Here is a 13,422-nt window from a genome sequence, read left to right on the forward strand (position 1 = left end):
GAGAGCCATCTTCTATCGCCTGGGGCCTCAATTATGTCCTTGAAGGACTTGGCCATAATCGAATGGGGAAAAAAGGTTACGACCTTCTTAAAAAGCGGTATAACTGGAAAACAATAGCTGAAAAAACTCTAGAGGTGTACGTAAAAACGATTGATAAAAAATAAGATAGGGAGTTAATTCCTTTTTAGCATATTACTTATGAGAAAACCTTTGTGATTACAGTTGCCCATACAAATTCGTAAAGTTCATTAAACACCCTTAGGGGGATCATTCTATTACCAAGGATCAACGAAAAGTTCAGTTTACTGGGAATTCTACCTATATTGTTTCTCTCCCAGTAAAATGGATAAGCGATATCGAGCTTGAAGTAGGAGATACGCTTACCCTTATTTATTTATTTATTTATTTTCGGCCTATTGAAGCTGATTTATATAGGTTTTCTACAAAGCCCTTTTTCTCGAGAGGACCTACGCGGTTGAGATGGGAAATTTAATAGCTTAAATCTTTAATATAATGTAAATATTAACCGAAAGGTCTAATGTGCTTGAGTTTGTACTTCAAGTGCATAAGTCCTACTTGATTTATTTTTTTACCGGAACAAACCCAACTTCACTTACTATTTTCTGTCCCTTCGTACTCAGCACAAAATCAATGAACTTCTTTGTGAGATCTGAAGAAGATTTCCCGTTATTATAAAAATTGAGAGGTCTTGAAAGAGGATATTTACCACTGCTGATGCTTTTGGCTGTTGGATACACATAATCTTTTCCATTGCTCAGGCTTAAGGCCTTTGTTTTTTTGTTGAGATATGCAAAGCCAATGTACCCGATTGCATTGGAGTCTTTAGAGACCGCAGTAACTATTTCTTTATTAGTAGACTTGGTGATGACATCAGACCGATATTTGTCCCCCTGCATCACGTCTTTCTGGAAGTCTGCATAAGTTCCGGAACTGTTATCTCTAGCGATTATGGAAATGGGTTTGTTTTTACCACCAACTTGCTTCCAGTTACTGATGCTCCCATTGTAAATACCGCGCAATTGATTAAAGGTAAGTTTAGAAACATTATTTGCGGGGTTTACAATTACCGTAATGCCATCATAGGCAATGACATGCTTCACTGGCTTAATTCCTTTTGCTTTAGCAGCTTTGATTTCTTGGGATGTCATTTCTCTGGATGTAGTAGCGATATTTACTTTGCCATTAATGAATGCTTTAATCCCGGCAGTAGATCCGCCGCCACTAACTGATATAATTTTTCCAGAATTTTCCTTCATGAATTCTTTAGCTTCAGCTTGTGCAAGAGGCAGGATTGTATCAGAGCCTTTCACAGAAATGTTCTGTGCTGTTACATGGGCAGTAGACTCCAGTACAGGAGCCGCTGCACTACATCCAATTTCCAGAAACACAAATCCTATTACCAGTAATGTAAGGAGTGTGTACCTTTTTAATTTATTTGCCATTTTATCTATTCTCCGTTCACCAACTACTAATTTATTTGATATTTATATACATTTAATTTCTTAAATGCACAGTATGACATTTACAAAAAAATATATAAACATTCTCGTTATAGATAATAGAGAGGTACATATCTAAATAGAGTATTTAGTACATATAAAATATTCTAAATATACAATATAAGGTATATAAAAATAGAAGTTATACTCTGAAGATTAAAAAAGATTGATCAGTAGATAATTAATTATTGTTAAAAAACGGGATTGGAAACATGTAGAAAACAAAATCAAAATCGAAATCAAAAAAGGTGAAAAATAAGACGGGAGGAGCTTATCCCTCTAAGTAATCTGGTACTATTTTTATATTTACTTTATTTTTAATGTATTTATTTCCAATTAAATACGGTGGGATAGCCGGGACTTGAACCCCTACATTGTAGTTTTTAAACGTGTTTTTGGGATTGACGTGCAGCTTGCTCCTTCTTGTAACGTTAATCCGGTGCTTGCGCTGTCGATGGTATTGCCAATTACTTTATTATCGTATATTTCAAAGAGGGCTATACCGGATTTCCAAAACTTATTATTTATTATAGTATTTTCAGAACAGAATTGACCGATTGCAGTAATCCAACCATAGTATAATTTATTATTTTTATAGTAGATTTTCCGGCTTTGTAGAAAACCTATCTAAATCAGCTACAATAGACTGAAAATAAAGAAGTAAAAATATATCGGGTCATCCAGTTCAAATTAATGGAAATCCGTTATTTCAGAGGATTTCTACAGAGCCCTTTGATTATCAGCTTTAAGTTAAAACCTTGCTTTTTGTGAATTCATAGGAAAAAACCCGATTACCATCATTTAGGACAAGATAACTAGAATTAAACTATATAGAATATACCCAATAGATATATAATAAACTTGTTTTATTTACATTTTGGAGGTATCAAGTGACTCGATTCAGAAAATGTTCCCATATCCGCACAATCTCTTATTTACCAAAAGACTTCGTCTCGAAAAGTACCTCTTTCTCAATCGAACACTAGTACCTCCATACAGATCTCCTTACGAGCTGCAGAAAGCTCTCATCTGCAGCCAAAAAGATCCTTTCTCTCTCTTTTAGCCCACTCTCTAGTCTGCCTTTCAGAACAAAAAAGAAAAAAAAGATCTGCAGACGATCAACAAAATTGTTGCAGAAGCTAAAAATGGTTCTCAGTTTGGAATTTCTTTGGAGTCACAGAAGGTGGAAAATACAGGTAACGTTGAATTAGCATGGTTCTGGAGAGTCTAAGGAAAATAGCTGAATATAGCGGCGATATCGCAGAGGCTTCAATTAATATGAATGTAAAGACCTAAATCTCAGGCGTTTAATTTACAAAAAAAGTATAATCTTTAATTCGCAAGATCTCTTAATTTATTATTCTGTTCTTTTTCCCATTTATTGCTCCAAAATGTTTCCTTTCTTTTCTAAGAGGTTAATTCCTATAGCTTATATTTGGTAGATTAAAGCGGTTGAGCTGGGAAATCAATAGCATTAACCATCAACTGTCTAAACTACCAAGTCGTTCACAATCCCGAATGTGCTTGAGTTTGTACTTCAAGTGCGGGAATTCTTTATGATAAGGAATACTTACTTGAAAACCAGTTAGTTTACTTTATTACTATATAGAATATATCCAAAAGGTATATAATAAATTTATTCTATTTATAGTTTAGAAGGTTTCCAGTACCTTCAACCAGATCTTTATGAGCTGTAGGCATCTCTTCCCCTGCAGCTCACAAATTTAATAAATACAGTAACTGAAGGAAGTCCAACCTAGTAGCACATTTGGAAATACTGTGATTTGCAGTATTGCCTAAACCATAAAGGTTTCTACATAACTCTAAAATCCTTCATTTAAGATTCTACCCAGATAACTATCAATTTATCACGGAGGTTTATTTACGAAAAGTCTAAAAGTTTGTCCAGAATGTCATTCCATGCTGAAAAAGAGTCCAGTCGATGAAACTCAATACTGTCCTGTATGTGGATACTGGACAAAGTTAGGCACTGTAAGGCTTGATTCAATCATGATTTACGAATGAGGAGTCTGCACTGAGGAAGTCAGTTCTCCTATTTTTCCTAGTTGCATGTAAAACCAAAAAATTAAACTTGGATTTATACTGGCAAAACCATACTTCACGGTAGACATGAAAAGAAAACGTGACAAAGTTATGTTGGATTTTGAGTTTAAAAGGTTAGTTTATGAGTCAATTACTGAGAAATCAAGTAGAAAAGCAACTCTCAAATCCAAGCGAAAAATGATACTTCATGGTACGTGCAATTAAAGGAGGGAAAATGCATACTTCCTTAATAATATTGCAATATAAGGATCTTAACACAATTCTTCCTTATATTGATTACTTCGCAAAAAAGTATTCATTGAGTAGAGCTGATGTAATAAGAAGTGTACTTTATCAATATTTTGAATATCAAACACCAGAAAGATCATCAAAACAGAAAGAGCAAGAACGTAAGAGAGAAATAAGCTTGCAACTGACCTTCCAAGATAAGTATATCCCAATCTTTTTTGATATAGATTTTCAGGACAAGTATTTAGGTACTAATTCTTTTACAAGTATGCTGATTATTGTTAATATACTGAACAAATTTTTTAACTTTAGAGTTCCATTGAAAATTTTAACCAAAAAACAATTAAAACATACATTCAATCCTCAAGCTATCTCAAACTTTGACGAGCTCCTTACTGAAATATTCCATCAACCCCGGAATTCTGTGTATAAATATGACTTGAAGCTTCTTTATAATTTGGATTTCTTTAAAAAATTAGTCAGAGAAAATGGTACAATGACAAGAAGAAATTTGATTACAGAAATAAGAAGAGAAAACTATAAGTACTGGATAAAAACATGGGCTGAATACAGAAGTGCAGTAAACGGATAAAAGACATAAAGACTAATTCGTCGATTCCAAAATAAGTCCTTTGTTTGTTGGAATATATAAATCAACAGACAAATCGTAACCCAAATATTTATGAATATACTTTGGAATAGCAGTATTAGGTAAAAGTAATAATAACCGCTCACAAAGCAGACAGTAAAGCTGGCTATAAAATTGAACTTTTTGCTTTTTCTGGGATCATATAATTTATTGTTAGTTCATTTATAATTATACCAGTTTACTACAAACTCTGGTTCTCAAATGTTTGTTCACTAGTTTACTTATCCATATCGATGTCGTAAATTTAATAGTTGGTGTGAATTTTTGTGTCTTTATCAGTCCAAGAAAGATTTCAAGACTAAACCTATTCTGAAAATTTATTCTGAAAACAAAATATAAAAATTTGAGAAGAGAAATGAAGGATAAAGAGCCTGTATTTCAGAGTTTCATAAGTTCCAAATATTCATTTTAAATAAAGAGCCTATCCCAAAACCTCATTTAGTCTCATTATTGCTGCTAACATCACAACTCCGAGATATGATATCTTTTTGATTTCATATCTTGGAAGTACTTTCTTACATGATTCTATCCAGCTAAAGAATCTTTCTACTGCACTTTTCTTTTTGTATTCTTCCTGATCTACCTTTATTGGTCTTCCTCTCTTCTTTTTCTTCTGATTTCTTTTGTTTACTGGTATATTGGTCTTTATTCCTCTTCTCCGGTTATATTTTCTGATGTTAGCAGTATCATACATTGCATCAGCTGTTACTTTTGAAGGCCTGTTTACAGGACTTCCTACAGGTCTCGTTATTCTGAAATTTTTAAGTGTGGGAATATAAAGAGTTGAGTCATTCTTATTTGCAGGAACTATAATAATTGAGAGAGGTAAACCCTTTAAATCAACTAAAACGCTTAGTTTTACTCCTTTTACTTTCTTGTAACCATCATAATCTATGTTTCCCCTTTTTGGCAGGAATATCCTTTGTATCAGTAAAACAATGGGAAAGGTCTATTTTCTTCAGGTCATAACCTTTGTTTAAAAGTTCATTGAAAATCTTCTGGTAAGTACTATGTTCACATAAATAGAGATGAAATCTGTGAACTGTTGACTTAGATCCATACTGACTGGGAACGTCTTTCCATGTACAACCTGTCATAACAACGTACAAAATACCGTTCATTAACTTTCTCATATCTGCACGTGGTCTTCCTGTATGTGGTTTCTGTGGAGGCAGATAAGGTTCTATGGATTCCCATAGAACATCATCGATTTCACGGAATGACATAGAAGTAAATTTATAATTTCAACATAATATTAGTTTCGGGATAGGCTCAAAAATAAAACTAAGTGTTTTATGTAGAAATATAAGACAATCTCTCTGAACTTGCTATCGAAAACTCTACTTCCTGACTTTTAGGGGCATCGAAACTCCAGCGTCATCGGAGCCTTCTTTACTGGTAACTGCAGGGTCCGCTTCGATAACGAAGTAAGTTAAGTCAGAGACTCTTCTTACTATATAAAATACCCGCGTTATTTATCAAGACGTTCAGGTCCTTAAAATTAGCAGTTGCCCAGGAATACAATGCCTCGCAATCTGCTTCTTTCGAAACATCATACTTCTTTATATGTATATAAGGGAGATTTTCTTTAGCCTGTTTCAGGTTTTTCTCGGTCCTCGCACAGATAATTACCTTATTACCTGTTTTTACAAAGGCTTCAGCCAGAGCTAAGCCAATTCCAGTCGCTCCACCAGTGATCAATATTGTATTCCCATTTACTCTCATATTTTTCACTACTTACAGTTTTGTAAATATTCTGTTAAAACACATATTCTCGGGGATAACAAGATACAGTTAAAACCAAAGACGTGGGGTAAACTTCACTTCAAGCAGCGATGTATACTTACCTCCGCTATATTATAATATGCTATAAGGTTCTAGGCAATTTAAGTTCCAGAAAAAGTTACAAATAACTTAACTAAATGGACGAAGTCCTAGGTATACAATATCCCACCACTAATACAGAGCTTCTGTAGTTAATAATGGTCAGCTCCATTACTTCTTAATATGAATTAAAGTTCTGATTCCTGTTAATAGACTTCTAGTTCTCATCACTGTTCAAGGCAAAAAGCTTTTAGACGCTTTTCTGATCCTGGCTCGTTCTACTTTTTGCTTAAGTTCTTCCTTATAAATCAGCTCATATTCAGGGGACCGATGATTATCAGGAATAAATATACGAACTGATACACTATCATCTTGTAGAATGTCTTCAGGAATCCCTTCTTCCGCGTCATAAATAATAACTTCGCCACATATGGAGGGATTAGGATTTAATATCTTTTCTAGTGCATCTAATCTTTTTTCAATCTTCCCTTTCATTCTCCACCTCTTCAATACTCCTTAATCTCTCAATGATTTCGCTTTCAAAATCAACGATTCATCTATAATAATTGCCTTGCGAAATATTTAGGTATCAGAAGCTGAAAGCTAAGTTTCCTTTTAAGCATTTAAAAGAGGATAGTCCCAAGGATAAAGCCTGCTTCAAAGCTTTAACAGCCTCCCACATACTTTTTAGATTCCTGTCAAGCCCCCCATCTCTAAGAAAAGCATTTATCTCTGACTCCAAAGACTCTGCTTAATAGCTTCAAGCCTGTTTCTTACAGATAATTGTTACCAACTTATAATCCCTAGTTATTCTGCATATTCGGATTGTTCTCCGATATGTAAATTATGAAACTGCTTCCCTCCGTGGTTCCCTGCCTGCATATTTTCCAGAGCTTCAAGTCTGCGCTGAAGTTCTTCAAGTTCTGAGTCTTTTAGTATTGAGTTTTGAACCTGCAGTGCTTGAATAAAAACCCGCATGTAAGCGAGCTTTACACTGTCGCCTTCTTGTGGCCTGAAACGTTTGGCTCTAAACCTATTTTGCAGGTGTCCGATTAATTCTGAGTTAGCTTTTAATAGTGATTCACGTGTAAGCAGGTTTGAAGGGCTTATAGCGTTACTACTAGCGATTTTCATTGAATCCCCTTATAAGTTATTGTCGCTTATCCGTCGTGTTTATAGTAATACATATTTTCCATAATATATATAGATTTTTAAAGAGATATTTTGTAATTTACGTGTATATATAGATACTTCGTTCGTGTATCGTTTTACTTGTCATATCTCTGGTTAATGTATGGTGTGACAAGATAAAAGCAAGCAGAGAAAATGAACCTAGTAATTAAAATAAATCTATAAAATAATAATATATCATCTCTTGTGCTATATTCAGCATCAATAGACTTGTCTTACTTGTCTTATCTCACATGCAGAGGGTAAGACTAAAAAAAACAATAACAAGAGCCCTTTGTCTTACCTGTCATAGCTGTCATATCTATTTTTAAGTTACTTGTAGAGTAATTTAATTTTCAAAAATAGCGGCTTAAAATAATAAGTTAAGTTTTCAAAATAGAAATTAAAATTATTCTTTACATTTACCTCTTGCAATTAGGTAAGACAGGTAAGTTGGGTGTGACAAGCGCCTCTTGATACCGGAAATACTGCCTCAATAGGTAGGAACAATACCCAAGTAATGCAAAACAGCAACAACAAGAGCTACAAAACTAAGAATCAGGATAAACCCCGAAATCCGGATATATCTGTACTTAATTTTCATCATTTCCTCGAATTTTTCCTTCGAGTCTCTGGTCGAGTTTATATTAATCTCATACCTTTTCCTGGAGAGCACCATTACCGCAAAAATCAAGCTCAGCAACCACAAAACAAGCGGAGCCAGATATATCAAAACCGAATACCCTTCTGCTCCCTTAATATCTGAAAATGCAATAGCGTGAAAATAAATTCCCTGAAGCAACCCTGTAACGACTACAAACTGTTTTGCCGTATCTTCTACAGCCGAAATAGATTCCCCAACAAGTTTTTCAGCGTTCTTCTTCCAGAACGGATTGGGGTCAGCGGGAAAGGAAGGAATCTCTTCTTCACCAGCCCCACTTTCAATTTTTTCTTCAGTCATACCTTTACTTCCCATTCGAATTTTTTCTTACAATTGGGGCAGGCAAGATCTATAAACATGCTTTTGGGAGTTTTTCGGCTGAATGCTTTTTTAACATCAGAGAGTCCGAAACGTACTGCAACAGTTTCCCCATCTTCAACAATTTTTTCTACATCTGTGTAATATTTGTACCCACATAGAGGGCATTTGATGAGTTCAGAAATCATTCATTCACCAGCCTTTCAAATTCAGCATCAAATTCTTCTTCTCCCATTTTATTTCGTAACCTTGAAAGGGATCTTGCGGCAATCTCCTCATTAGGCGAATTAAGTTGCTTGAAAATTGAAAAAGAGATTAAATAGTTCCTGAGAGCACTACTACACTCTCCGTTTTCTTCATTTGTCATTCCGAGCTGGTGCAGTATAGATGCAATTCCGCTTTTGTCCCTCATCTGTTCAAACGTTTCCAAGGCCTGGTTATATTTTTTCACTGCTTCTTTGTAGTTACCCTGCTGCTGATGAATCATTCCAAGCTGGCCTAGTGAACTTGCAATTCCACTTTTATCTCCCAACTCTTCTGCAATTTTCAGAGATTGGTTATACAGTTTAATGGCTTCTTCATAGTTGCCTTGAACATAATGAATATTTCCGAGATTGTGAAGTGCATCTGAAATTCCACTTTTGTCTCCCAGCTCTTCATTAATTTTCAGGGCCTGGTTATATTTTTTCACTGCTTCTTCATAGTTGCCCTGAAGGTGATGAGTTATCCCAAGATTCTGCAGTGTTTTTGCAATTCCACTTTTGTCTTCCAGATCTTCATTAATTTTCAGGGCCTGGTTATATATTTCCAAAGCTTCTTCATAGTTACCCTGGTCCTTATGAATCATTCCAAGCTGGCTTAGTGAACTTGCAATTCCCCTTTTTTCTCTCAGTTCTTCGAAAGTTTTCAGGGCCTGGTTATATTTTTTCACTGCTTCTTTGTAGTTGCCCTGAAGATGATGAATCATTCCAAGCTGGTGCAGTGTTAATGCAATTCCTTTTTTGTTCCCCGTTTCTTCATATTTATATTTAATGATATTATATATTTTTAATGCTGTGGTTAAGTCTCCTAGGCGGTGGTAAATAGTCGCAAGTGTATACTCGGTATTTATTTTTGTTTCTCCTGATGTGGTATTGATAGAATCACTTAATAAATCCATTGCAAGTTTAATATATCCCCAGCGAATCAGGAGGTCTGAAGTATTTTCTACAACTTCGTTTGCACTTTCCCAGTCTTCCGCCTTGAAGTAATAGTCTCGTGCTTTCAAATATTCCCAGAGGCCTCCGTTTTGAGAAACCAAATTTTCGTAGTATCTAGCAGCCCTGATAAGAAGCTCTTTTTTGTCCAGTCCGTCTGTTTCCAGTTTTTTGAGTGCAAAATCTTTTACAATTGTGTGTAATGAGTAAACACTCTTGTTGTACTCCTGTTCTTTTGAAACCAGACCCCATTGGAGGAGTTTTTGCAGAGGTTCTACGACGGAGGGACTTTCATCTTTCTCATCTCCTATAATCCATGACAATGCTTCAACAGAAACTGCTTCTTCATAGACTGAGGCGCAGAGGAGCAATTTTTTGGCGTCCTCATCCAGTTTGGAAAAAGATTTATCCAGCAAGGTAAATTCAATAAGATCCTTTTTCAGGGGCAACAGATCAAGCAATAAATCATCTACTCCCTGAACAGCGGCATGTTTTGCAAACTGGCCTATCGTCCAGGGGTGGCCGCCAATAACATCATATATTTCCTTTTTCTTCTGAATTCCCAGATCTTCCAGTTCAGTAAAATTGTTCATGAGCCAGTTTGTCTGAGGAAAATGGAGTTCCGGAAGAGAAATGTGTTCGATTCCGGAGGCAAGTCTGCCTTCAAGTGGATCAAAATCATAACGGGTTGTGATGAGGAATTTTGTGTTTCTGGTTGTGTTGTTAAGGAGGTGCTGGATGAACACTTTAAGTTCAGGGTTTTCTATGTCGTTTCTTTCTTCATTCAGACAATCTTCAAAGTTATCGAAAATGACCAGGAATCTGATCTGGTTTAGTATGTTTACCAGTAACGAAGTTTTAACTTCAAGAGGAACCTGCTGGTTCAGGATCTGGTTCAGTTCTGGCCTTCCTTTCATCAGCAAAAAACTATTGAATTTGTTCAGGACATCTTCCGGCCTGGTTGTGGAAGTAAATTTGATCCCCAGAGTGCCTTCGAAGTAATATCCCATTTTCAACGCAAATCGAGTTGCAAGTACGGTTTTTCCAATCCCGCCGAATCCGTGGGTAATTGCAGCCCGTTTTACATCGGACTTGAAGCCTTTTTCAAGCAGCCTGAGTTCTTTTCTCCTGGCAACAAAACCTTTTTCCATAACCTGCAAATCCGGCAGCATCATAGGTTTGAAAACGAATTCAGAAGGTTCCGGTCTTAAATTCCCTACATTAACACAGTTGCAGTCTGAAAGATAAAGTACCGGAGTTGCAAAGTCAAGCCCATTACCGTTTTCTAAGTTCTTCATCACGAGTCTGGCTTCTTTTAAAGCAAGGTCAACAGGTTTTCCGCTTGCAATTGCTCTATAAAAATGGTACGCAAACTTTGTGGCGACATCATCTAGTACCGAATATTGCATTGCCACAACAGCAGGAATTCCTCTTTTAGAAAGCATGCTTGCCAAGTCACCAAATGCTTTCTTGTTTGAACCTTTGGCTGACTCACAGGAACTGAGCACTACAAGCCGGATGCCTCGTTCGGAAAAAAGGTCGGAAAGGATTTTGTTGTCAATAAGCCTTGCTTTCTGGTTTTCGTTTTCAAAAACAAGATGCCCTTTACCATCTATGCTGATCCCGTGGCCTGTGAAATGGATAATATGGTAATCTTGTTCGTTAAGGTAGCCTTCGACGTTTTCAAAGGTTGCATCTTCAGTAAAATCCACTTTTATTTTCTGATCTCTTTGGAGTTTGTCTACGGCTTCAAGGATAATCTCCTGTTCTTTTTCCGTGTTCAAAGGAGAAATTCTTGGATCATCAGGACCCGAAATTATTACCAGCATTCTTAGTACTGAGTCAAGAGGTTCCAGTTTTTTCTTCTTCACGCTTGTTGGCAGTCTTGAAATCAGAACGTTTCTTCTTCGAATCAGAAAATCTTCGTTGTCGTGCAGGTATTCCCAGGGCAGCGCTGAAATTTCAGGGACATCTTCACCAAACCTGAGTGAAATCCTGAGTCCACTACCATTTTCCTGAGCTTCCGTTATGGATTTGTTGAAATACTCACTGAGTTGACCGGAAAACACCTTGCTGTAGAGCATTTTACCAAATTCGATATGTGGCTCTTCTCTATCCTTTTCGTCCAGCGTCCCTGATTTTTCCTTTTGAGTTTCTGGTTTAGGGTTTTTGGTAACTTTTTCCTCTATACTTTCAAGCATCTGAGAAAGTCTCAGGTCTTGCCTGAGTTCGAAATCATTGCTTGCTACAACATTCCCATCCTCCAAAATTGAGGCATGATAAATATAAGAATGGGAGTCGGGGGATCGGGTAATCAGAAAATCGAGAGAAGAGTACTCCAAAAAAAATCACCGATCACTATTTGGGCTTCATAATTAATAAATTTAAAGTGTATATAACAATAAAAATAATAAAACAGAGTTAAAATTTAAACAAAAACATAAAAATTGTTTTTAAAAGAATTAATATTCATAAAAAACTAAACTGTTTTAATTAAGACTTATTCACTTGAAGTACAAAATTAATAGCGTTAACTTACAACTGTCTTACCACCAAAAATACCCAAGTAATGCACAACAGCAACAGCAAGTGCCAAAAAACTAAGGACCAAGAACACACCTGAAATCCGGATATATCTGTACTTAATTTTCACCATTTCCTCGAATTTTTCCTTCGAGTCTCTGGTCGAGTTTATATTAATCTCATACCTTTTCCTGGAGAGCACTATTACCGCAAAAATCAAGCTCAGCAACCACAAAACAAGCGGAGTCAGATAAATCAGAACCGAATATCCCTCTGCCTCCCTGATGTCTGAAAATGCAATGGCATGAAAATAAATTCCCTGAAGTAGCCCCGCGACAACAACAAATTGTTTTGCCGTATCTTCCACGACCGAAATAGATTCCCCTACCATCTTTTCAGCATTCTTTTTCCAGAAAGGATTGGGCTTGGCTGGGATAAAAGTGATGTCTTCCTTATCAGCCTCGCTTTCAACTTCTCCCTCAGTCATACCTTTACTTCCCATTCGAATTCTTTTTTACAATTGGGGCAGGAGAGATCTATACACAGGTTTTAACCGCCTCCTGAACGTTTAAGATATTGACGTTAGTTGGTTGTGGGCCTTTCAACTTTCCAAGCTTTCATCCAGGCTGTCCTGAGCTTCGGTAGCTCCTCTAAGAGCCATGACTACAGCCTTGAAATCTCCGCACCTCTGAGCCTGTTCTGCTATCCTCAAAAACTTGTCTATGATTTCTACTCTTTTGGTAATTGTGTTAATTTCGGCATCAGCTACCTTTGCCTTTAATTTATCACTTTTTTCGATTGCTTGAATCAATGCTTTTTCGTTTGATTCGAAATAACGGAAAACAGTTGATACAGTAATAGGAGTTTTCGCTTTTGCTGTCAGAGTTTTCGAAATCTCTTCAAGAGTCTTTCCCGCCCCTTTCAGGTCCTTTGCTCTTGTTTCTAAGTTATATTTTATGATATGGTTTATTCTCATTTGAACCCTCTTATTTCGAAATCTAAAAAGGTTGATTTCTTCTATTTCAGCTATGAAAAAGCCTAGTTACTGTAAATGAAGTTTCGAAAGCATTTCGAAACTTTTTATTACTATATTGATTTTATAAATCTATAAATTTTTTCTGTATTCTGCAAAACTATATTCATATATTATAAAGTATATAATTATATTTTTAAAAATGGGAAAGAAAAAATTTAACCTATTATTATAAACTACAAGTTTTTATCAAATTTTATAAAGTTAAGAAAGCAAGATCATTTTTCTAGCTTTCT

At 35.9% G+C, this 13,422-nt stretch carries 13 protein-coding genes and 1 pseudogene; 3 read left to right on the top strand and 11 right to left on the bottom strand.

The annotated features are described in order from the left end of the window. Nucleotides 1-164 (top strand): annotated as a pseudogene (locus BP621_RS12235) (glycosyltransferase family 1 protein); the annotation flags it as partial. 110 nt (nucleotides 165-274) lie between these two features. Continuing rightward, nucleotides 275-493 carry an AbrB/MazE/SpoVT family DNA-binding domain-containing protein gene (locus tag BP621_RS17115; RefSeq protein ID WP_349682078.1) on the top strand — a complete coding sequence of 73 codons (219 nt, stop codon included), beginning with the start codon at nucleotides 275-277 and terminating at the stop codon, nucleotides 491-493. A gap of 88 nt (nucleotides 494-581) precedes the next feature. Here the strand turns inward: BP621_RS17115 and BP621_RS12240 are convergent, their stop codons facing one another. Beyond that, nucleotides 582-1,463, bottom strand: a complete 882-nt coding sequence (locus BP621_RS12240) for a PstS family phosphate ABC transporter substrate-binding protein (protein WP_292390355.1) — start codon at nucleotides 1,461-1,463, stop codon at nucleotides 582-584. A gap of 2,308 nt (nucleotides 1,464-3,771) precedes the next feature. On the opposite strand from BP621_RS12240, the gene BP621_RS12250 reads away from it, so the two are divergent. Beyond that, nucleotides 3,772-4,404 (top strand): hypothetical protein, encoded by a 633-nt coding sequence (locus BP621_RS12250; protein WP_292390357.1) that lies wholly within the window; start codon nucleotides 3,772-3,774, stop codon nucleotides 4,402-4,404. Nucleotides 4,405-4,882: 478 nt separating this feature from the next. Here the strand turns inward: BP621_RS12250 and BP621_RS12255 are convergent, their stop codons facing one another. The 10 genes from BP621_RS12255 to BP621_RS12300 all read right to left on the bottom strand — a co-directional run bounded on the left by BP621_RS12255 (nucleotide 4,883) and on the right by BP621_RS12300 (nucleotide 13,129). Then, on the bottom strand, nucleotides 4,883-5,401 hold the full coding sequence (locus BP621_RS12255) for a transposase (protein ID WP_349682079.1): 519 nt from the start codon (nucleotides 5,399-5,401) through the stop codon (nucleotides 4,883-4,885). Beyond that, nucleotides 5,346-5,687: a transposase gene (locus tag BP621_RS12260; protein WP_292390360.1), complete on the bottom strand. Its 342-nt coding sequence runs from the start codon at nucleotides 5,685-5,687 to the stop codon at nucleotides 5,346-5,348. The genes BP621_RS12255 and BP621_RS12260 overlap by 56 nt, the downstream gene beginning before the upstream one ends. A 211-nt stretch (nucleotides 5,688-5,898) precedes the next feature. Then, nucleotides 5,899-6,186 carry an SDR family NAD(P)-dependent oxidoreductase gene (locus BP621_RS12265; protein ID WP_292390378.1) on the bottom strand — a complete coding sequence of 96 codons (288 nt, stop codon included), beginning with the start codon at nucleotides 6,184-6,186 and terminating at the stop codon, nucleotides 5,899-5,901. Between the two features lie 333 nt (nucleotides 6,187-6,519). Further along, a complete protein-coding gene (locus tag BP621_RS12270) occupies nucleotides 6,520-6,780 on the bottom strand; it encodes a hypothetical protein (RefSeq protein ID WP_292390363.1) in 261 nt (86 codons plus the stop codon). A gap of 312 nt (nucleotides 6,781-7,092) precedes the next feature. Then, nucleotides 7,093-7,419 (bottom strand): hypothetical protein, encoded by a 327-nt coding sequence (locus tag BP621_RS12275; protein WP_292390365.1) that lies wholly within the window; start codon nucleotides 7,417-7,419, stop codon nucleotides 7,093-7,095. 529 nt (nucleotides 7,420-7,948) lie between these two features. After that, nucleotides 7,949-8,416: a hypothetical protein gene (locus tag BP621_RS12280; protein ID WP_292390366.1), complete on the bottom strand. Its 468-nt coding sequence runs from the start codon at nucleotides 8,414-8,416 to the stop codon at nucleotides 7,949-7,951. Beyond that, entirely contained in the window at nucleotides 8,413-8,622 is a 210-nt protein-coding gene (locus BP621_RS12285; protein ID WP_292390368.1) for a hypothetical protein, read from the bottom strand. Before BP621_RS12285 ends, BP621_RS12280 begins: the two co-directional genes overlap by 4 nt. Further along, entirely contained in the window at nucleotides 8,619-11,972 is a 3,354-nt protein-coding gene (locus tag BP621_RS12290; protein WP_292390370.1) for a tetratricopeptide repeat protein, read from the bottom strand. Before BP621_RS12290 ends, BP621_RS12285 begins: the two co-directional genes overlap by 4 nt. Before the next feature lie 188 nt (nucleotides 11,973-12,160). Further along, nucleotides 12,161-12,640: a hypothetical protein gene (locus BP621_RS12295; RefSeq protein WP_292390373.1), complete on the bottom strand. Its 480-nt coding sequence runs from the start codon at nucleotides 12,638-12,640 to the stop codon at nucleotides 12,161-12,163. A 114-nt stretch (nucleotides 12,641-12,754) separates the two neighbouring features. Next, a complete protein-coding gene (locus BP621_RS12300) occupies nucleotides 12,755-13,129 on the bottom strand; it encodes a hypothetical protein (RefSeq protein WP_292390375.1) in 375 nt (124 codons plus the stop codon). Nucleotides 13,130-13,422: the final 293 nt, after the last annotated feature.

Origin of the sequence: Methanosarcina sp. UBA5, assembly GCF_002505485.1 — an archaeon.
Taxonomy (GTDB): domain Archaea; phylum Halobacteriota; class Methanosarcinia; order Methanosarcinales; family Methanosarcinaceae; genus Methanosarcina.

What these genes read in the sequence shown, in the direction of transcription:
- BP621_RS12260 (WP_292390360.1), bottom strand. Translation starts at nt 5,687, where the DNA reads ATGTCATTCCGTGAAATCGATGATGTTCTATGGGAATCCATAGAACCT.
- BP621_RS12250 (WP_292390357.1), top strand. Translation starts at nt 3,772, where the DNA reads ATGGTACGTGCAATTAAAGGAGGGAAAATGCATACTTCCTTAATAATA.
- BP621_RS12285 (WP_292390368.1), bottom strand. Translation starts at nt 8,622, where the DNA reads ATGATTTCTGAACTCATCAAATGCCCTCTATGTGGGTACAAATATTAC.
- BP621_RS12270 (WP_292390363.1), bottom strand. Translation starts at nt 6,780, where the DNA reads ATGAAAGGGAAGATTGAAAAAAGATTAGATGCACTAGAAAAGATATTA.
- BP621_RS12265 (WP_292390378.1), bottom strand. Translation starts at nt 6,186, where the DNA reads ATGAGAGTAAATGGGAATACAATATTGATCACTGGTGGAGCGACTGGA.
- BP621_RS12240 (WP_292390355.1), bottom strand. Translation starts at nt 1,463, where the DNA reads ATGGCAAATAAATTAAAAAGGTACACACTCCTTACATTACTGGTAATA.
- BP621_RS12275 (WP_292390365.1), bottom strand. Translation starts at nt 7,419, where the DNA reads ATGAAAATCGCTAGTAGTAACGCTATAAGCCCTTCAAACCTGCTTACA.
- BP621_RS12295 (WP_292390373.1), bottom strand. Translation starts at nt 12,640, where the DNA reads ATGACTGAGGGAGAAGTTGAAAGCGAGGCTGATAAGGAAGACATCACT.
- BP621_RS12300 (WP_292390375.1), bottom strand. Translation starts at nt 13,129, where the DNA reads ATGAGAATAAACCATATCATAAAATATAACTTAGAAACAAGAGCAAAG.
- BP621_RS12280 (WP_292390366.1), bottom strand. Translation starts at nt 8,416, where the DNA reads ATGACTGAAGAAAAAATTGAAAGTGGGGCTGGTGAAGAAGAGATTCCT.